This is a genomic window from Rhodoferax sp. P2_H8_2 (assembly GCF_056403235.1).
In genome coordinates, this window is record NZ_JBFUFW010000007.1 from 1 (window position 1) to 19,607 (window position 19,607).

Sequence of the window (19,607 nt, forward strand, 5' to 3'; positions counted from 1 at the left end):
TGTGTGAGAGATCGCACTTCAGTGTCGAAAAGACAAGCTGATTAGCTCTATAAATTGGTCGCCTTGACCTGGTCAAGGTGGCAACAAGTTATGCCTGACGACCATAGCGACTTGGTACCACTCCTTCCCATCCCGAACAGGACAGTGAAACGAGTCAGCGCCGATGATAGTGCGGATTCCCGTGTGAAAGTAGGACATCGTCAGGCTATTACAGCCCGAAAACGCCCCCTCGACCGAGGGGGCGTTTTTTTTTGGGTCGAATGGAAATGGGGTTTGATTACGTTTATGCACGCAGGCATAAACGTAGCTCGCGTAAGCACAAGTCTTTGGGCGTATTGAAGAGCATGCCGATCCATGTCCGTTCGCGATTCGCTATCGTTTCCAGGAACCCGGCTGCAAGATTCTTCGCCCCGGACATCTCCGAAAAAGTGTCAAACCCGGACTCCAGAAACCGTTGAAGTGCATCCAGTCCTGCTGCCTTAGCAGGGCCACGCATCATTCGGAGCATCGTTCGCAGCCCCCGTATTCGGGTTAAGCGGTTGAGCTCCGCGCCAACATTCAAGACGGCATCCAATTGGTGTGTTCGATCAGCCTGACGACCAACAAGTCTCCAGCACTCGAGATAGCGCAGGCATTCGTCGGTCTTTTTGCGGCCATCCAGTGTTAAGCACGCCTTCGCCATTGCGAAGTCCAGTTCCTCCGTCAAGGCATGCAGTTGTGCCAGTGCTACCGCAGTGTCGACCACGGACGCTGGGAAGTATTTCTGCAAAGCGCTGGCAATACGCGCAAACTGTGCATCTCTTAATGCGTAATCTTTGTCTCCGTAAAGTTCAAGGAGAAAGAATCGTGAAGCCGCGCCGAAGTCTCTGGAGTTAAGCAGATCCAAATAGGTTGCGGCAAAGCGGCGGGACTGAAACTCTTTGACCCAGCGCAGGGCTTGGTCCAAATCGGGGCTGTTGTGCGCCGATCCACGAAGTTGGGCTACCTGGTCAACGCAAGAGCGGATGATTTCTGCTGGTTTCGCCATGAATGAAAGTGTAAATGCCAAATACATAAGTATGGGCATTGAAACGAATAACTAAAACCGTTAAGGCGTAAGTGAGCGCAAACATGTAGAAATTTGATTGTCGAAGAAACTGTTGTTTGGAGGGCCGGCGGCATTCGATTGGTATGAAAAGACTAGGGAAAACCCTTATATTTCCGTTCATGGTTCACACCAAGGATTTAATCAAGGCATCGCTGGAGATGGGGCTCGACTTTTTGCGCCCTCCCAGTGATGGCGCGGTTGCGCGCGGAGAAACGCGGGCTACCCCGGTTATCGTACCGATCCGTTCCCTGGGCGAGAATCATCGTGAGCGAATCGCACAACATTTGCTGTCTCTGGAAGACCATGACCGGTATCTCCGATTCGGCTATGCAGCCCAGGATGAGCAGATACGCATTTACGCGGATTCACTGAACTTCGAACGAGACGAAATATTTGGCATCTACAACCGCCGCCTCGAGTTGATTGCAATGGCCCACCTGGCTTACACCCCAGACCAGATGCCAGAGGCGTGCGCAGAGTTCGGCGTGTCAGTTCTAAAAAGCGCTCGGGGTAAGGGGTTTGGCGCACGGCTGTTTGAGCGCGCGGCTATTCATGCCAGTAACGACGGGGTGTCGCTGATGCTCATCCACGCATTGAGTGAAAATACCGCAATGCTCAAGATCGCCCGCAATGCAGGCGCGACGGTTGAGCGTGACGGCTCCGAAACCGAGGCCTACTTGCGACTGCCGCCGGCGACATTGGACAGCAAAGCCACTGAATTCCTGGACGAACAAATCGCACTAACGGACTACCGCATCAAGCAGCAGGCCAAGAGCTTCTGGGGTTTCCTGGCGGATCTCCAGAAAGTGCGGCGTGACGCTATCCAGGCGCAAAAAGACAGTGCGTCCTGAAGGTACTTTCGGGTGGTGGTGCAAATCCGCTATCCTTGGGCCTCCGCAACCACGGCAACTTTGCCACAACGTCAGTGTCTGAACCCCACCATGCGCGCACTCCCGACCGGGAAGACAAGCGCACCTTCCTGCAAAAACTGGCCGAATTCATCCATCCCGGACCGGACTCCACTGCAGAATTGATAGAAACACTGGCTGAGGCGGAAGACAACCACATCATCGGCGCCGAATCGCGCCTGATGCTTGAAGGCGTAATCCGCATGGCGGACATGACGGCCGGTGACGTGATGGTGGCTGCCACGCGCATGGACCTGCTGAACATCCAGGAAACCTTCGACGAACTGCTGCACAAGGTGATCGACACCGCGCACTCGCGTTTCCCGGTATTCGATGGCGACCGCGAGAACATCATTGGCATTTTGATGGCCAAGGATTTGCTCAAGCTGCAGCGCGCGCCTGAGCTCAATATTCGTGCCTTGCTGCGTCCGGCCGTCTTTGTGCCGGAATCCAAGGGTCTGAACGATCTGTTGCGTGACTTTCGCGGCAATCGCAACCATCTAGCTATTGTCATTGATGAGTTTGGCCGCGTGGCGGGGCTTATCACGATCGAGGACGTGCTGGAGCAAATCGTCGGTGAGATCGAAGACGAGTTTGATGTGGCCGAAGACGACGGCGATATCTTCGGTCTGGCCGACCGCACTTACCGCGTCAGCGGCGATACGCCGATAGAGCGGGTCAACGCTGCGTTCTCTGTCACGCTGACCGGTTCTGACCCAGAGGACCATTTCGACACCATTGGCGGGCTGATCGCGCACGAAATGGGTCATGTGCCCAAGCGCGGTGAGCGCCACACCTTGGGTGGGCTCAATTTCCTGGTGCTGCATACCAAGGGCGGCGCGGTGAAGTGGTTCAAAGTGTCGCCTACGGACACCGCCGCGTCCTGACCTCTACGGACGCGTTTCGCTGATGCGCGCCAGACTGCCAGCTGCTGCGACGCTCGCTATTCTTTTCATAGCTGGTTGCGCACATTCTGCGGGCGTTGCGTGGCCTTTCTCCATGCTTTTTCCATACGGTTCAGCGCTTTGGCCGTTGCAAATTCTTTCCCTCGCAGCGCTGGCATGGTGCTTGCCGCGCGGACATAGCTGGAAGCAGGCCGCTGCATTTGGATGGCTGTTTGCTAGCGTTTGGCTCAGCGCTACTTTCTGGTGGCTGTTTATTGCGCTGCACACCTATGGTGGATTGAATGCCGTCTTAGCAGTGGTTGCCGTGGTGGCGTTGGCGGCGGCTCTGGGTCTGTACTACGCCGCAGCGTGCGGTATCTATTGGCGCCTGGCGCACTCTGGCAACAGAAAGAATTCGCAGCCCTTGCTGTTCGCAGGTCTGTGGATTGCTGCTGAACTTGCGCGCAGTACCTGGCTCACCGGATTTGGCTGGGGCGCGATTGGCTATGCGCATGTGGACGGGCCATTGGCCGCTTACGCGCCGCTGATCGGCGTTTACGGCATGGGCGTGTTGGCTGCGTGGCTGGCGATGGTATTGGCCGCGGGATGGAAACAATCGCATGCATCAAAAGCAATCGCCGTGGCTGTGCTGGTGATTCCGTTGCTGATTCCGCAGTCAGCCCTCGATTGGACCCGTGCAAACGGCAAGCTTCCCGTCACGCTGTTGCAGGGCAATATCCCGCAGGACGAGAAGTTCGAAGCGGGCTTGGGCGTTCCGCAGGCACTGCAGTGGTATGGCGCAGAGCTACAGCGCGCGCGCCCCGGCCTGGTCGTGGCGCCTGAAACTGCGATACCGCTACTGCCGCAAGAGTTGCCCGAGGGTTATTGGGAGCAACTGCAAAGCCACTTTGCAACGGGTCAACAAGCGGCTTTGCTCGGTATTCCGCTGGGGAACTATTCCCTTGGCTATACCAACTCCGTCATTGGCCTGGCGCCGGGAGTGGCAAAACCCTGGCGCTATGACAAACACCATCTTGTGCCCTTCGGCGAATTCATTCCGCCTTTCTTCAAATGGTTCATTCGGCTGATGCACATCCCGCTTGGGGATTTCAACCGCGGTGATGTGGGTCAGCCCTCGTTTGCATTTCAGGATCAGCGGCTTGCGGCCAACATTTGCTACGAAGACTTGTTTGGCGAAGAGCTGGGCGTGCGATTCACGGACGCTGAACAGGCGCCGACCATCTTCGTCAACGTCAGCAACATCGGCTGGTTTGGCGATTCGGTCGCGATTGACCAGCACTTGAATATCTCGCGCATGCGCGCATTGGAGTTTCAGCGGCCGTTTGTGCGGGCAACGAATACAGGCGCCACGGTGATCATCGACCACGCGGGCAAAGTCACCGCTTCGCTACCACGCCTGACCCGTGGTGTGCTGGAAGGCGAAGTGCAGGGGCGGACAGGTGTGACGCCCTATGCCTGGTGGGTGGCGCGCCTGGGTCTGTGGCCCTGGTGGGTTGTGATCATCGCGTTGGTGGCATTCGCCTGGCGAGGCAAGGCAAAGCGACTGCTATAAAAACAGTAGCTGCTTACGCACGTATTTCGGGTGCTAGCGCCCCATTCGTACCAATTTTCCGGGGCGCGCTGCGGTGATCTCACCCTCCTTCTGCACCAATACACCGCCTACCCAGGTTCCCACATAGCCCACGCCGCGTTGCAGAAAACGCTTGCCGCCAGCCGGCAGGTCTTGCACCAATTTCGGAGTGCCCATGTTCAGCCGCTTGGGGTCAATCACATTCAAATCAGCGCGCATGCCGGGCGCGATCACCCCGCGGTCGGTCAGGCCCATATAGCGTGCATTGCGGCGCGTCATCATTTCCACCGCACGTTCCAGCGGCAGCGTGTCTTTCGCGCGGTCGCGGACCCAGTGGGTCAGCATGAAGGTCGTGAAGCTGGCATCGCACACCGTGCCCACGTGCGCGCCCGCGTCGCTGAGCGAACTGAGCGCCTGCGGGTGGTCGAGCATGCGGCGCACCACGTCCAGCGAGCCCTCGTTGTAGTTGAAGATCGGGAAGTAAATCAGGTTGGCGCCGTTGCCCGCGCTCAGGTAATCGAGGATCGCCTCCAGCGCGGTGGTACCGGACTTCTTGGCCCGCACAAAGAAGCTGTCCATCACCGTGGGCTCGTAGTTCAGGTTGTCCTCCAGCGGGAACATGCGCCCGCTGATCAGTTCAATCTGCGCTAGCAGGATGTCCACCAGTGGCGGTATCGCCGTGCCGTCACCCGCGAGCTTGTCAGACTTTTCGCTGAGGATGCGCGCCTTGCGCGTCGGTTCGCGCAGTGCGGCCGCACGCTCGGCCAACGGCAGATGCGCGACTTCCTTGTACGCCGGGAAGCCCATGAAGGGGTGAAAGCTGGCGTCCAGCCCGGTGATCACACCAATACCGCGCGCGGCGCATTGCATGTAGAGCGGCAGGCCCGCCTTCACGGCGGCGTCCACACGCTCCTGAATCTTCAGATACTGCTCTCCGCCCGGGTCGCGCTGCATCCAGCTGACCGACAGTGGCTTGCCGCTGACCTTGGCCAAGTCTTCCACCAGATCAAACTCCGCGTCGAAGCGCTCTGGCCCCTGCATCAGGTCGTAATCGCTGACCACCTGCACCACGCCGTGCTTCACGCCCTCAAAGGCCTTGGCGATGCCGGTCAGCTCGTCCCGGCTGGCTTCGGCCGCCGGGGTCTCCTTGCCTTCGGACGTGCGGTGGTTGTCGCTGCGCCCCGTGCTGAAACCCGCAGCGCCGGCTCGCAGCGCGTCGTGCAACAGCGCGCGCATATCGTCGATGTCGTTGGCCGTGGCGATCTGCTTGGTGACGGCGCGCTCGCCCATCACATACATGCGCAGCGGGTCGTGCGGTACCTGCACCAGAAAGTCCAGGCTGTGCGGCATTGCCTCCAGTGCGTCCATGTACTGCGGAAAGCTCTCCCAACCCCAGCGAATGCCCTCGTGCAGCGCGGCGCCGGGAATGTCCTCCACACCCTCCATCAGCTTGACCAAATCGTCCTCATGGCCTGGGCGCAGCGGCGCAAAGCCGACGCCGCAATTGCCCATTACCAGCGTGGTCACGCCGTGGTAAATGCTCGGCGTAAAGCACTCGTCCCAGGTCACTTGGCCGTCGTAATGGGTGTGGATATCCACAAAACCGGGGGTGACCCATTGGCCGGTGGCGTCAATCGTGGTCAGGGCGTCTTCGGTGGTATTGCCTACGGACACGATTTTTCCGTCCCGCACGCCCACATCGGCCACCACGGGCTTGGAACCGGTTCCGTCCACCACGGTACCGCCCTTGATCAGCATATCCAGCATCTTTGTGTCTCCTACGGCGCCAGTCATTCGTCTGGCTATTAGGTTAAATGAAGCCGCCTCTGTAAACCATGGGGTTGACCCGTAAAATCACCCCCATGCTTACATTCCAGCAAATCATCTTGAAATTGCAGTCCTACTGGGCTGAACAGGGCTGCGCCCTTTTGCAACCGTATGACATGGAAGTCGGCGCCGGTACTTCGCATACCGCTACGTTTTTGAGAGCAATCGGCCCGGAGCCATGGAGGGCCGCCTACGTGCAGCCCAGCCGCCGCCCGAAAGATGGCCGTTATGGCGAGAACCCGAACCGCCTGCAGCACTACTACCAATACCAGGTCGTGCTGAAGCCCGCGCCCAGCAACATCCTGGAGCTGTACCTCGGTTCGCTGGAAGCTTTGGGCTTTGATCTGAGGAAAAACGACATCCGCTTCGTCGAAGACGACTGGGAAAACCCGACGCTCGGCGCCTGGGGTCTGGGCTGGGAAGTCTGGCTCAACGGCATGGAAGTGACGCAGTTCACTTACTTCCAGCAAGTGGGCGGCATTGACTGCAAGCCCATCACCGGTGAGATCACTTACGGCCTGGAGCGCCTGGCGATGTACCTGCAAGGAGTGGACAACGTCTACAACCTGACCTGGACTGACGGTCTGACCTATGGCGACGTCTACAAACAAAACGAGGTGGAGCAGTCCACCTACAACTTCGAACACAGCGACGCCGATTTCCTGTTCACCGCATTCACTGCGCACGAGAAACAGGCCAAGCATTTGATGGAAAACCAGTTGGCGCTGCCCGCGTATGAGCAGGTGCTCAAGTGCGCGCACAGTTTCAACCTGCTGGATGCGCGCGGTGCGATCAGCGTGACCGAGCGTGCAGCCTATATCGGCCGCATCCGCAACCTGGCGCGCAGCGTGGCGCAGAGTTATTACGAGAGCCGTGAGCGCCTGGGTTTCCCGATGGCGCCGCGCGAATGGGTGGAACAGATGACGAAGAAGGCAGCGTGAGAGAGATGACGATGACTAGCAAAAACCTTCTCGTTGAACTGTTTGTCGAAGAGCTGCCGCCCAAGGCTTTGAAGAAGCTGGGTGAGGCGTTTGGCAACTCCATCGCGAAATCACTGCTGAGCGACAAAGTTGCGAGCACATCTTCCGTGATCACTATTTTTGCGTCTCCGCGACGGCTAGCCGTCCATATGACAGATGTTCTGTCAAAGGCGCCAGATGAGAACAAGCGCTACAAACTGATGCCTGCAAAGGTAGGTTTGCAACCGGACGGCACTCCCACGGCGGCCCTCCAGAAGAATTTGGAAACAAAATATGGTGGGCTTCATACGGCAATGGGCGACCGCCTAGTAACTGCCAAAGAAGGCGATGCGGATTACATCTATCTCGAACGCGATGTAGTCGGCTCCCGCTTGCAGGGCTGTTTGGGAGATGCCTTGCAAGAGGCAATTCGCACCTTGCCCATTCCCAAAGTGATGACCTACCAATTGGAATCTGGCTGTGAACTGCCTGGCTGGAGCAGCGTGAGCTTTGTACGGCCGGCACACGGCCTTGTGGCAATGTACGGAAGCGAAGTTGTGCCTATCGAGGCACTGGGTCTGAAGGCGGGCAACAGCACGCAAGGCCACCGCTTTGAGGCCAAGGTCTCGCCCGTGGTGTTCAAGGATGCGGACAGCTACGCTGCCGCATTGGCGAGCGACGGTTCAGTGATCGCCAGCTTCGCCGAGCGCCGCGCCGAGATCGTGCGCCAACTGGCCGCTGCTGCGGCCAAGGTTGGCGGGGGCTGCAAACCGATTGATGACGACGCGCTGTTGGATGAAGTGACCGCGCTGGTCGAACGTCCTAACGTTCTCATCTGCAAATTCGAAAAAGAGTTTCTCGAAGTGCCGCAGGAGTGCCTGATCCTGACGATGAAGGCCAATCAGAAATACTTTCCGCTGCTGGACGCGACCAACAAGCTGACCAACAAGTTTCTGGTGGTCAGCAACATTTCGCCTGAAGACACAAGCTTCGTGATCGGCGGCAACGAGCGCGTGGTGCGCCCGCGTCTGGCCGATGCCAAGTTCTTCTTTGACCAGGACCGCAAGAAGACATTGGCTTCGCGTGTTGAAGGCTTGGGTAAGGTGGTTTATCACAACAAGCTGGGCACGCAGGGCGAACGCGTGGAGCGTGTGCGTGCGATTGCGAAGGCCATCGCGGCGCAACTGGGTGATGCCACTTTGGTCGCGCAAGCCGACCAGGCCGCGCAACTGGCCAAGACCGATCTGGTGACCGACATGGTGGGCGAGTTCCCTGAGCTGCAAGGCATCATGGGCGGCTACTACGCACTCAACGATGGCTTGGCGCCCGCAGTGGCCCACGCGATTGAAGACCACTACAAGCCGCGCTTTGCAGGCGACGCATTGCCACGCAACGATGTGGGCGTGGTGGTGGCGCTGGCCGACAAGCTGGAAACGCTGGTGGGTATGTTTGGTATTGGCAACTTGCCGACCGGTGACAAGGATCCGTTTGCGCTGCGCCGCCATGCGCTCGGCGTGGTGCGCATGCTCATCGAGCAAAACATGGCGATTGAGCTTGCGTCACTTGTAAAGGCCGCATTTGATGTTTTGGATGATCCTGTTATCCAGCGTGCAGTTTGGGATCGCCAGCAAGCCGAAGAGTTAAAAACTAAGGCTGCAGCTGGAGGTATTTCCATGCATGCATCCAGCTTTTCTCCTCGCGTGTTCGACCCTTCGACTATCGCAAATTTAGCCGCGTTCATATACGAACGCCTTGCTGGCTCTTTGCGGGAGCAAGGCTACAGCGCTCAGGAAGTTGACGCTGTACTCGCCTTGCACCCGCAGCGTCTGGGCGACGTACCAAAACGTCTTGCAGCAGTACGCGCTTTCGCCGCACTGCCCGAAGCCCCGGCCTTGGCTGCAGCAAACAAACGCGTTGGCAACATCCTGAAGAAGGCCGAGGGTGCAGTGGAAGCATCCATCAACGACGCCTTGCTGGTCGAACCAGCCGAGAAGGCCTTGGCGGATGCTATTAAATCCGTAGCTGCTCACGCCGATTCTGCTTGGGTTGCAGGAAATTACACTGAAAATCTGCAAGCACTGGCTGCGTTGAAGGCTCCAGTCGATGCGTTCTTTGATGGCGTGATGGTCAACGCTGAAGACCCGGCGCTGAAGGCGAACCGACTAGGCCTGCTGGCCACGCTGCACGCTGCAATGAACCGCGTGGCCGACCTCTCCAAACTAGCCGCCTAAACCCAAACGCAACGCCCCATGAAACTCTGCATCCTCGACCGCGACGGCACGATCAACGAAGACAGCGAAGAGTTCGTGAAGTCGCCCGGCGAGTGGCAGCCGCTGCCCGGTGCATTGGAAGCGATTGCCAAGCTGAACCACGCGGGCTGGCATGTGGTCGTCGCGACCAACCAGTCTGGCTTGGGCCGTGGTCTGTTTGACATGTCCGCGCTGAACGCGATGCACGCCAAGATGCACAGCATGCTGGCATCTGTTGGCGGTCGTGTCGATGCGATTTTCTTCTGCCCGCACGCGCCGGATGACAACTGCCGTTGCCGCAAGCCCGAGCCGGGTCTGTTCGAGCAGATTGGTGAGCGTTACGGCGTGGACCTGCACAGTGCAGTGGCGGTGGGCGATTCGGCGCGCGATCTGGTGGCCGCCGTGACAGCCGGTTGCGAGCCGCATCTGGTGTTGACCGGCAAATCGCTGGCGCACCGCGGACGCGCTTTGCCCGAAGGCATTCCGGCGCACACGATGGCGCATCAAGACTTGGCCGCATTTGCAGACTATCTGGTCGCGCGCGCATGAGCAGAAAAAACACCGGCAAAAAATTCGCCCCCGCGCGCGCCGGTTTGATTCCGGCTTTTCTCCGTTCCTGCATTCACCTACTTTGGATGATTGTCACAGTGATCCCGTGGGGCATCATCATGGTGACCGCGTCGATCCGCGTGCGCGGCAAGCCGCTGTGGTGGATGGCGGTGCGCTGGCTGGGCTGGGCGATAGGCGGTGCGCGGGCCATTCTGGGCATTCAGACGCGCATCACGGGATGGGAAAATTTGCCAGTGGGTGAGACCGCCCCGGCGATTCTGCTGGTCAAACACCAGTCCACGTTAGAAACCTTTTTGATGCCCACACTGATGCCGCACCCGCTGGCTTATGTGTTCAAAAAAGAGCTGATCTATGTGCCCTTTTTCGGCTGGGCGATGGCGCGGCTGGACATGATCCACATCGACCGCAGCCAGCGCGCGCAGGCCTTCAACAAGGTCGTCGCGCAGGGCAAGGATCTGCTGGCGCAAGGCATCTGGATCATCATGTTTCCTGAAGGCACGCGCATTCCGCGTGGCCAGAAGGGTGTCTACAAAACTGGTGGCACGCGCCTGGCGGTAGAGACCGGTGCCCCGGTGATTCCGGTGGCGGTGACGTCTGCCAAATGCTGGCCGCGCCGGGCTTTTATCAAGACGCCGGGCATTGTGGACGTGTCCATCGGCAAGCCGATTCCCAGTGCAGGGCGTCAGCCGGAAGAGTTGATGCGCGAAGTGGAGGCTTGGATTGAAGGCGAAATGCGCCGACTGGATCCAGAGGCCTACTCAGCCCCCAACTGACCCCCATGCTGCCGCTGCTTCGCTACACGCTGGACCTGTTTGACGTACTGTCGCAGCCGGCGCCAGTACCGAAGAAATCCAGATCAAAACGGCCTGCAACGCCCGTAGATCGTGCGCAAGCAGCTCCTGAAAATATAGCAACCCCATTGCCACAAGGGCCCTTTGTTGCGGGCCAGAACCTGCAACAAGTGGTCGCGCCGGTAGCGTTTGCGCACCCGCAAGCCACGCGCGAAGTGCGATTGGGCGATGCGGTGGTGGCCTATGCGTTTGCGCGCGCCCGGCGTCGCACGATTGGCTTCATCGTTGGCGCTGAAGGCTTGGTGGTGCGCGCACCGCGCTGGACGCCGCTGTACGAAGTCGACGCCGCGCTCAAAGAGAAAGCGTCATGGATTTTGCGCAAGCTGCAGGAGACGCGCGAGCGCGCGCAGCGGCATGACGACACGCGCATCGCCTGGGCCGACGGCGCAGAGCTGCCCTATCTGGGCGACACGATCCGTATCCAGCTCGACCCGGAACATGGCTTTGCAGCGCGTGGCGCGCAACTCGACGCGCAGACGCTCCGAGTCGGCCTCCCGCACAGCGCCTCGCAAGACCAGATTCGTGACGCCGTGCAGGCCTGGCTGATGCGTCAGGCGCAATCGCTGTTCAAGCAGCGGCTCGACCACTTCGCAGTGCCGCTGGGTGTGAAGTGGAGCAAGCTGTCACTGAGCAATGCCGGTACACGCTGGGGCAGCGCCAAGTCTGACGGGTCCATTCGCCTGCACTGGCGGCTGGTGCATTTCCGGCCTGAGGTGATTGACTACGTGGTCGCGCATGAGCTGAGTCATTTGCGCGTGATGGACCACAGCCCGCGCTTCTGGGATACCGTGCGCTCTGTGGTGCCAGATTACGCCGAACTGCGTGGGCAGCTCAAAGACGAAGCCATCCCCAAGTGGTAACTCAGGAATAGGGCTGTTTAGGTTTTGGTTCGCAGGGGCGCAGCTTGCGCCACATGCAGGCGCGTTTGCTCCGTCAGAAACTCCAGAAACACATGCGTGCGCTGTGGCAAGAACTTGCGGCTGGGTAGCGCCGCGTACATGCTCAATTGCCCGGTGATCCACGGCGACAAAACCCGTACCAGGTCGCCATTGGCCAGATAGGGCGCGACCAGTTCCACCGTCATCGATGTAATGCCCGCGCCATCCAACGCGGCGCGTAAGAGCGTGTCCGGGTGGTTAGCCCATAGCACCGGGTCCATCTCCAGATCCAGCGGCGCAGTGGGGTTGTCTGCCTGAAACAGATGCAAAACCCGCGGATGCAAATGTGGCGCCTTCATGCGCAGGTAATCGTGCCGCACCAGGTCTTCGGGGCGCTTGGGCGAGCCCTTGCGCTTAAGGTAGGCCGGGGACGCGACCAGCTGCGCTTCGGTAGAGATGATCTTGCGCGCGATCACGTCTCCGTCAAACGCAGCGTCCGTGGCAAGCAGTGTGATGTCGTAATCCTCAATCGGCGGCTGCTTGAACGACTGCACGTCGATATCAAGTTGGATCTTGGGATACCGCTCCCGAAAACCTGCGAGCAGAGGGGAGAGCAGGTGGGTTGCCAACACTGGCGGTGTCAGGATGTGCAGCACGCCTGCCAGCTCATGGGTGTGCGAGCTGGCCAGCGTGTGGGCTTCGTCAATGTCCTGCAGGATGGCGCGCACCCGGGCCAGATAGGCTTCACCGGCCTCGCTGAGCGACAGGCGCCGCGTGGTCCGGTGCAGTAGGCGGGTGCCCAGATGGTCTTCCAGATCGGCGATGAGCCGGGTCACCACCGCAGGCGACATGTCCAGCGCCCTTGCAGCGGCCGCAAAGCCGCCTTCGTCTATGACCCGCTCGAACACGCGCATCGACATCAACCGGTCCATGGGAGGCTCCTTGCCATTTCAAGCCCCGATTATTTCGTATTTAGCAACGTATCGGTGACGCCAGGGCTATTTCTCTATGTCCGAAGAAATTTTACAGTTCATCCCATCGACGAGACGCAACTTTAAACGCCGCTTCGATGCTGCTCAGACGACAAGTCCGCCGCCCGAACAGGAACTTAACTTTTAAAAGGAACCTCATCATGAAAAACACTACCGCCACCATCGCTCTCGCAATCGCTACTTTGGCTACAGGCTCTGCCTTCGCCGGTGATTTCTCGACCTTGAGCGCCTGGGAAAACTTCGGCAAGCAAACCGCTGTCCAAGCTGATTCCGGCAAGACCCGCGCAGAAGTGCAGGCTGAACTGGCTGCTTCCAAGACCGCCAGCACTGGCAACTTCGGCAGCGGTCTGAGCACATGGGCCAAGTACAACGGCCAAGCTGTTGACTCCGGCAAGACCCGCGCAGAAGTGCAAGCTGAACTGGCTGCTTCCAAGACTCCCAGCACTGGCAACTTCGGCAGCGGCCTCTCCACATGGGCCAAGTACGGTGTTCCAGCAGCTTCCAAGTCTGCTGACAAGATTGCCAGCCTGTAATGGCTGACTGACGCCCCGGCATCAAACTAAAAAGGGCCAGTTGTCTTCGGACAGCTGGCCCTTTTTGCATGGGCTAGGCTACAGGCAGCGTGCCCGGTAGTTTTCCTTGAAGCGGGCCAGTTCGGCCTGTTCGCCGGCATTCAGGTCGGTGCGCGCAGACTTGGTGTGGATGATGCGTTTGGATTCGTCGCACTGTTGCTGCTTCAGCGCGCTTTGCTGTTTCTCGGCCTTAGCCTGGCGCTGGTTTTCGTCTTTCGCGCTTTGCGAATCTCTGCGGTCCTCGCCCATTTGGCGGTACGCCTGACGCTCATCTTCTCCGCACTCCTTTTGGTAGTTCTTTTGCAGTTCAGAAATGGTCTGCCCAGTCAGGCCGCGTGAATACCCGGTACGAATGGCGTCGTTCATGCCGCTGCACCGGGGGCTCAGGTACTTCAAATGCTCTGGCGCATCGCCAGATTTGGGCACATGCGAAAAAGTCGGGTTTTGTTGGGTCGGACCATACGCAACGAAGGGGGCGGTATCACTACAAGGCCGGTCCGAGATTGTGGTGGAGCCATTGCTCTGTCGGCACACATAGCGCGATTGCCCGAAAGCGGGGCTGGAAGCCTGAATACCGAGCAACAAAAGAATGCAAAGAAACGGAGCGCCTGACTTCATGGGTACCTCTTGATTCGTGACTACCGAAGGTAATGTGATTTTCCGGGTATTGTCCATCCCCCAAATGGGGGAGAACGCCACGATCTTTGGTTTCAAGAGGTTGCAGCGCTAAACCGATACACCCCATCGCTATCTAGCGTGCGGTGCAGCTTGCCTTCGAACCACAGCGCATGCAGATGTGCAATCGATTCGCCCATCGCAAATGTGGTCTGGTGCAAATCCAGGGGCCGTTTGAATAGCACGGGCAGCATGTCGGCGGCGCTGCCGGGCTCGGCGGTACATGCTTCCAGCACTTCGGCCAAGCGGTCACGGTGGTGTTCGTGCAGTTGTTCGATACGCCGATGCAAGCCGGTAAAAGGTTTGCCGTGCGAGGGCAATACCAGCGTGTCGGTAGGCAGGCTTTTGAACTTGTCGATAGAGCTCAGAAACAGAGCCAGCGCATTGGCTTCGGGTTCCTGTTCGTAGACGCTGACGTTGGTAGAAATGCGCGGCAGCATCATGTCGCCGCCTATTAGTACATTCAGGTCTTCGCAATACAGCGCAATATGTTCCGGTGCGTGGCCATAGCCGCTGATGCAGCGCCAGCCGTATTCACCGATGCGCACGATGCCGCCGTCCAGCATGCGGCTGTATTGCTCTGGCACCGATGGCACAAGCGAGGGGAAGTAATTGGTGCGCGCCTTGATCTGCGCCACGGTGTCGGGCGCATTGAGGCCGTGCATGGCAAAGAAATCCGCTGCGCGATCTCCGCCAAAGGCCGTTGGCCCCATGCAGCCGAACTTGGCGACCTGGTAGTCCAGCGCGCTGATCCACAAAGGCGCATTCCAGCGTTCGCACAGCCAGTGCGCCAGGCCAATATGGTCGGGGTGCATATGCGTCACGATCACGCGCAACACCGGCAGGCCTTCCAGCTCATGGGCGAAAATTTCCTCCCATTGCGCCTTGGCTTCGTCTTTGTGGATGCAGCAATCCACAATGCTCCAGCCTTCCCGCCCGTCGATCCGATCGCGCAGCAGCCACAGGTTGATGTGGTTCAGCACAAAAGGCAGACCCATGCGAATCCACTTCACGCCGGGCGCCACCTCGATACAGCGCCCCGATTCAGGGAGCGCTTCGCCCAGTGGGTAGTGCAGTTGGAGTTCCAGGTCGTTCATGGGGGAGGCGTGGAGAGAAGGTGGAGAAGGGGTGGGGTGCTTGATTTGATTCATAATTGACGTTTACGTAAACGTCAATTGGCCCCGCCATTGTAGGCAGCCAAAGCTGCGCGGCCTGTCACCCACGTTTTCAACCGTCTATGACCATCACCTACACGATCAGCGATCTGGCGCGGGAGTTTGATCTCACCACCCGCGCGATCCGTTTTTACGAGGATTTGGGCCTGTTGCAGCCCGAGCGCAGTGGCCCCGGCGGGCGCAACCGTGTCTATACCGGGCGCGATCGTACCCGACTCAAGCTCACGCTGCGTGCCAAGCGCTTGGGCCTGTCGCTGACCGAGGCCAAGGACATCATCGACATGTACGACAGCCCGCGCGATACCGGCGCGCAGATGCAGAAGTTTCTGGACGTGCTGGGCCTGCACCGCAAACAGGTCGAAGAGCAAATGGCTGAGCTGCAGGCCAATCTGGACGAAATCAAACTGCATGAAAAAGAAGCCCGCGCGCTCTTGGTGAAAGCCCAGACGCGCTCTACCAAAAATCAAACGAGGAGCAAAACATGAACAACCTGCCCGGACTGAACTTCCAACTCGGCGAAGACATTGATGCGCTGCGTGACGCGGTGCGCGAATTCGCCCAAGCCGAGATCGCGCCGCGTGCCGCCGAGATCGACCGCAGCGACCAGTTTCCCATGGACCTGTGGCAGAAGATGGGCAGCTTGGGCGTGCTCGGCATCACCGTTGGCGAAGAGTACGGCGGCGCCAACATGGGTTACCTGGCCCACATGATCGCGATGGAAGAAATCTCGCGCGCATCTGCTTCGGTCGGCCTGTCCTACGGCGCGCACAGCAACCTGTGCGTGAACCAGATCAAACGTAATGGCACCGACGCCCAGCGCGCCAAATACCTGCCCAAGCTGATCAGCGGCGAACACGTGGGTGCTCTGGCGATGAGCGAGCCAGGGGCTGGCTCCGACGTGTTGAGCATGAAACTGAAAGCCGAAGACAAGGGCGGCTACTACCTGCTCAACGGCAACAAGATGTGGATCACCAACGGCCCTGATGCGGACACACTGGTGGTCTACGCGAAGAGCGAACCCGAGCTGGGCGCGCGCGGTGTCACCGCCTTCCTGATTGAGAAGGGTATGCCCGGCTTCTCCATCGCGCAAAAACTCGACAAGCTGGGCATGCGCGGCAGCCACACCGGTGAGCTGGTGTTCAACAACGTCGAAGTGCCACACGCCAACGTGCTGGGCCAGGTCAATGGCGGCGCCAAGGTGCTGATGAGCGGTCTGGACTACGAGCGCGCGGTGCTGACCGGCGGGCCGCTGGGCATCATGCAATCGGTGATGGACAACGTCATCCCCTATATCCACGATCGCAAACAGTTCGGCCAAAGCATTGGCGAGTTCCAGCTCATTCAGGGCAAGGTCGCCGATATGTACACCGTGCTGCAGGCCGGTCGTTCATTCGCCTACACCGTGGCGAAGAACCTCGATCTGCTGGGCACCGAACACGTGCGCCAGGTGCGCAAGGACTGCGCTTCCGTCATTTTGTGGACTGCCGAGAAGGCGACATGGATGGCAGGCGAGGGTGTGCAGATTTTTGGTGGCAATGGCTACATCAACGAATATCCGCTGGGTCGCCTGTGGCGCGATGCCAAGCTGTACGAAATTGGGGCTGGTACCAGCGAAATCCGCCGCATGCTGATCGGGCGAGAACTGTTCGCTGAGACAATGTGAGTTTTTGCCCCACGTTGAAGGACGCCTGATTTGCCGCTACTGATCCGCACCATCCTGTCTGCCACCCTGCGGGGTGTTTTGCGTGGCCTGGTGAGGGCCTGGGTGCTGGTGCTGCCTTTGGTGGTGGCGCTGTCCTTGATACGGGTGGGGCAGTTGGCCTATTTCTGGCCACAGGGGTTCTCAGCGCCAGCCTCCGATGTGGCGGCGGTGCTGTTCCAGGGCTTTCGTTTTGATTTGAAAGTCAGCGCGATTGCGGGTGTGCTGCTGCTCCTCGTGTTGCCATGGGTGTCCGCCAAAGTGCAGCAACGCATTGCCCTGGGTTTGAGCGCGGTGTTCGTGCTTTTGTCGCTGGTCAATCTGCATTACTTCGGCTTCTACAAGACGCCCATCGATTCACTGGTGTTTGGTCTGGTGGAGGACGACACGGCTGCCGTGCTGAAAACCATTTGGCATGACTTTCCGGTGGTCTGGACGCTGCTGCTCGTTGTCGCGCTGACGCTGACCGCCGCATGGTTGCATCGCGTGTTGGTCGCCAAGCTGCATCCCGATACCGTTTTGCAATCGCGCCATGTCGCGATCAAATTGGTCGCTGTAGTCGCCGTGTTCTTCGCGCTGGCGTTTGCAGGCAAGGGCACGCTGCGCGAGATGGCGTTGCAGCGCCAGCATCTGACAGTCACGACCTCGCAGTTTCTCAACGACATGGTGCCCAACGGCGTCATCGCGCTGAAGTACGCATGGGACAGTCGCGGCGCCTCTCAAAATCTGCAAAACCCCTTCTTGGGCCTCAAGGCGATGGGCTTTGACTCGGCGATGGCAGCCGCGCAAGTATTAGGTCTGCCGCACGGCAGCGAGGAAGAGGTCAAGGCAGCGCTGGTTGCGCATGATCCGGTAGTAGCGGGTGCGCCGAAGAAGAACCTGGTGTTCTTCCTGATGGAATCCTTCAGCGCTGAACCCATGCTGTACCAGAGTCCCAAGTTCGACGTGCTGGGTCGCATGGCGCCCACCTTGGCGAATGCTTGTCACTTCAAGAACTTCGACTCTGCCCAGCCCGGCACGCATCCGTCGCTGGAAGCTATTCTGTTTTCTTCTCCCATCACCCCGTTGACGCTGGGCGATGTAGGCCGCAAACCGATTCCGTGGGCGATCCCCAAAGTCGTCAAGGACGCGGGTTACCAGACGCTGTTCATCACCTCCGCCCGCTCCGGCTGGCGCGATCTGAACCGCGTGCTCGTGGCGCAGGGCTTTGACGAAGTGGTCGATGCGAATACGCTGAAAGAAGCCTACCCCGACGCGACCCTGGGTATCTGGGGCGTGTGGGACAGCTATGTGTTCAAGTACCTGAGCAAACGCATGGCGGCGCAACCCGCGGACAAGCCCCTGTTCGTCTTCGTGCTGACCAGTACCAACCACCCGCCGTATGACCTGCCTGCCGACTACCAGCGTGTGCAACGCGACATGTCGCTGTGGAAAGGCGAAACCAATTCCGACATGCTGCGCCTGAATCTGGACTCATACCATTACGCAGCTGATCTGCTGGGCGGCTTTGTGCAGGAAATGCAAAGCGGCCCGCACAAGAACGACACCATCATTGCGGCCACCGGTGACCACAACGTGCGCTCGTTTGGTATCTACGCCGAAGCGCAGCGGCGCTACCTGCTGCGCCAGGTGCCGTTTGTGATCTGGGGGCAAGGCTTGGCATGCGGAGAGCAACAGACGCTGCCTGCAAGCCACCGCGACATGTTCAACACACTGCTGCCGTTGGCAGGCGTCAATGGCCCGTATGTCAATGCCGGACGTAATCTACTCAAGGCGGTAGGCGATAAACCCGGCCCCATCGACGCACCGCGTGCGATGTTCTTCACGGGCGAAGCCCGCAACGCCCAGGGCATGTGGCAGTTGGGTCAGTCGAATACCTTTGTCTGCACGTCGGCGAACCAATCCCCGCAAAATTGCCAATTCAATGCACAAGATGACCAGCAGGAGCGCGCGCGCTACGGCTTGCTGGACTGGAATGTGCGCATCAATCTCAGAAAGCCGTAAACATCCATGTCTGACAAATTGAATTCCCTCTTTATCCGCAACCGTGAATGGGCCGCCGAAATGGAGCAGCGTCGCCCCGGCTTCTTCACCGGCTTGGCGAACCAGCAAACGCCGCAGTACATGTGGATCGGCTGCTCCGACAGCCGTGTGCCTGCCAACGAAATCATTGGCCTCGCACCCGGTGAAATTTTCGTGCACCGCAATGTCGCCAACGTGGTGGTGCACTCCGATCTGAACGCGCTCTCGACGATCCAGTTCGCAGTAGAGCGGCTAAAGGTCAAACACGTGATGGTGGTGGGCCACTACGGTTGTTCCGGCGTACAGGCTGCGCTGGAGGGCGCGCGCATTGGTCTGGCCGACAACTGGCTGCGCCATATCCAGGATGTGCGCGACCGCCACAAACATTTGCTGGAAAAAATACCGGAACACAGCCGCGCACCCGCACTGGTCGAACTCAATGTGATTGAGCAAGTCGTCAATGTGGCGCAGAGCACGGTATTGCAGGATGCCTGGGCGGCCAAGCAAGATGTGACGTTGCACGGCTGGGTCTACGGCGTGCACGATGGCTTGGTGCAGGATTTGCACATGACGGTGGGCGGCGCCGACGATCTGGAACAGCATTACACGCAAGCCATTGCCGGTGTCCGCCTGCTCCCGCGGCAAACAGCCTTACAGGGAAAATAGGC

Annotated in this window: 18 protein-coding genes and 1 rRNA gene; 14 read left to right on the forward strand and 5 right to left on the reverse strand. The window is 59.2% G+C overall.

The features are described from left to right. Positions 1-93 precede the first annotated feature (93 nt). Positions 94-206: ribosomal RNA gene (gene rrf, locus AC1DV6_RS13080) — 5S ribosomal RNA — on the forward strand. A 77-nt stretch (positions 207-283) separates the two neighbouring features. Here rrf and AC1DV6_RS13085 read toward each other — a convergent pair. Further along, positions 284-1,027 (reverse strand): FFLEELY motif protein, encoded by a 744-nt coding sequence (locus tag AC1DV6_RS13085; protein ID WP_477978012.1) that lies wholly within the window; start codon positions 1,025-1,027, stop codon positions 284-286. A 179-nt stretch (positions 1,028-1,206) separates the two neighbouring features. Between AC1DV6_RS13085 and AC1DV6_RS13090 the strand changes: the two genes are divergently transcribed. The 3 genes from AC1DV6_RS13090 to lnt all read left to right on the forward strand — a co-directional run bounded on the left by AC1DV6_RS13090 (position 1,207) and on the right by lnt (position 4,452). Then, positions 1,207-1,938: a GNAT family N-acetyltransferase gene (locus AC1DV6_RS13090; RefSeq protein ID WP_477978014.1), complete on the forward strand. Its 732-nt coding sequence runs from the start codon at positions 1,207-1,209 to the stop codon at positions 1,936-1,938. A gap of 74 nt (positions 1,939-2,012) precedes the next feature. Next, positions 2,013-2,882, forward strand: a complete 870-nt coding sequence (locus tag AC1DV6_RS13095) for an HlyC/CorC family transporter (protein WP_477978016.1) — start codon at positions 2,013-2,015, stop codon at positions 2,880-2,882. A 22-nt stretch (positions 2,883-2,904) separates the two neighbouring features. Then, positions 2,905-4,452, forward strand: coding sequence for an apolipoprotein N-acyltransferase (lnt, locus tag AC1DV6_RS13100; protein ID WP_477978018.1), 1,548 nt, complete (start codon positions 2,905-2,907; stop codon positions 4,450-4,452). 33 nt (positions 4,453-4,485) lie between these two features. Here the strand turns inward: lnt and AC1DV6_RS13105 are convergent, their stop codons facing one another. Further along, positions 4,486-6,237 carry an N-acyl-D-amino-acid deacylase family protein gene (locus AC1DV6_RS13105; RefSeq protein WP_477978020.1) on the reverse strand — a complete coding sequence of 584 codons (1,752 nt, stop codon included), beginning with the start codon at positions 6,235-6,237 and terminating at the stop codon, positions 4,486-4,488. A 95-nt stretch (positions 6,238-6,332) separates the two neighbouring features. On the opposite strand from AC1DV6_RS13105, the gene glyQ reads away from it, so the two are divergent. From glyQ to AC1DV6_RS13130, 5 genes are all read left to right on the forward strand, one after another. Further along, positions 6,333-7,238 (forward strand): glycine--tRNA ligase subunit alpha, encoded by a 906-nt coding sequence (gene glyQ, locus AC1DV6_RS13110; RefSeq protein WP_477978024.1) that lies wholly within the window; start codon positions 6,333-6,335, stop codon positions 7,236-7,238. A gap of 11 nt (positions 7,239-7,249) precedes the next feature. Next, positions 7,250-9,487 carry a glycine--tRNA ligase subunit beta gene (gene glyS / locus AC1DV6_RS13115; protein WP_477978026.1) on the forward strand — a complete coding sequence of 746 codons (2,238 nt, stop codon included), beginning with the start codon at positions 7,250-7,252 and terminating at the stop codon, positions 9,485-9,487. An 18-nt stretch (positions 9,488-9,505) separates the two neighbouring features. Continuing rightward, the gene (gene gmhB, locus AC1DV6_RS13120) at positions 9,506-10,054 is read left to right on the forward strand and encodes a D-glycero-beta-D-manno-heptose 1,7-bisphosphate 7-phosphatase (RefSeq protein ID WP_477978028.1); all 549 of its coding nucleotides are present in this window, start codon (positions 9,506-9,508) and stop codon (positions 10,052-10,054) included. A gap of 86 nt (positions 10,055-10,140) precedes the next feature. After that, complete coding sequence (locus AC1DV6_RS13125) at positions 10,141-10,848, forward strand: lysophospholipid acyltransferase family protein (protein ID WP_477978030.1); 708 nt, start codon at positions 10,141-10,143, stop codon at positions 10,846-10,848. Between the two features lie 5 nt (positions 10,849-10,853). Then, positions 10,854-11,786 (forward strand): M48 family metallopeptidase, encoded by a 933-nt coding sequence (locus tag AC1DV6_RS13130; RefSeq protein WP_477978032.1) that lies wholly within the window; start codon positions 10,854-10,856, stop codon positions 11,784-11,786. A gap of 17 nt (positions 11,787-11,803) precedes the next feature. On the opposite strand, the gene AC1DV6_RS13135 is transcribed toward AC1DV6_RS13130, so the two are convergent. Then, positions 11,804-12,736, reverse strand: a complete 933-nt coding sequence (locus AC1DV6_RS13135) for a LysR family transcriptional regulator (RefSeq protein WP_477978034.1) — start codon at positions 12,734-12,736, stop codon at positions 11,804-11,806. A 200-nt stretch (positions 12,737-12,936) separates the two neighbouring features. On the opposite strand from AC1DV6_RS13135, the gene AC1DV6_RS13140 reads away from it, so the two are divergent. Continuing rightward, positions 12,937-13,329, forward strand: a complete 393-nt coding sequence (locus AC1DV6_RS13140) for a DUF4148 domain-containing protein (protein WP_477978036.1) — start codon at positions 12,937-12,939, stop codon at positions 13,327-13,329. Between the two features lie 78 nt (positions 13,330-13,407). Here the strand turns inward: AC1DV6_RS13140 and AC1DV6_RS13145 are convergent, their stop codons facing one another. Further along, the gene (locus AC1DV6_RS13145) at positions 13,408-13,986 is read right to left on the reverse strand and encodes a hypothetical protein (protein WP_477978038.1); all 579 of its coding nucleotides are present in this window, start codon (positions 13,984-13,986) and stop codon (positions 13,408-13,410) included. 92 nt (positions 13,987-14,078) lie between these two features. After that, positions 14,079-15,140 (reverse strand): MBL fold metallo-hydrolase, encoded by a 1,062-nt coding sequence (locus AC1DV6_RS13150; protein WP_477978040.1) that lies wholly within the window; start codon positions 15,138-15,140, stop codon positions 14,079-14,081. Positions 15,141-15,280: 140 nt separating this feature from the next. On the opposite strand from AC1DV6_RS13150, the gene AC1DV6_RS13155 reads away from it, so the two are divergent. From AC1DV6_RS13155 to can, 4 genes are read left to right on the forward strand one after another with little or no spacing between them, the layout of a single operon-like run. After that, entirely contained in the window at positions 15,281-15,703 is a 423-nt protein-coding gene (locus AC1DV6_RS13155; protein WP_477978042.1) for a MerR family transcriptional regulator, read from the forward strand. Beyond that, entirely contained in the window at positions 15,700-16,881 is a 1,182-nt protein-coding gene (locus AC1DV6_RS13160) for an isovaleryl-CoA dehydrogenase (RefSeq protein ID WP_477978044.1), read from the forward strand. The genes AC1DV6_RS13155 and AC1DV6_RS13160 overlap by 4 nt, the downstream gene beginning before the upstream one ends. A 30-nt stretch (positions 16,882-16,911) precedes the next feature. Beyond that, on the forward strand, positions 16,912-18,921 hold the full coding sequence (locus AC1DV6_RS13165) for an LTA synthase family protein (RefSeq protein ID WP_477978046.1): 2,010 nt from the start codon (positions 16,912-16,914) through the stop codon (positions 18,919-18,921). Between the two features lie 6 nt (positions 18,922-18,927). Beyond that, positions 18,928-19,605 carry a carbonate dehydratase gene (gene can, locus AC1DV6_RS13170; RefSeq protein WP_477978048.1) on the forward strand — a complete coding sequence of 226 codons (678 nt, stop codon included), beginning with the start codon at positions 18,928-18,930 and terminating at the stop codon, positions 19,603-19,605. The last annotated feature ends 2 nt before the right edge of the window (positions 19,606-19,607 follow it).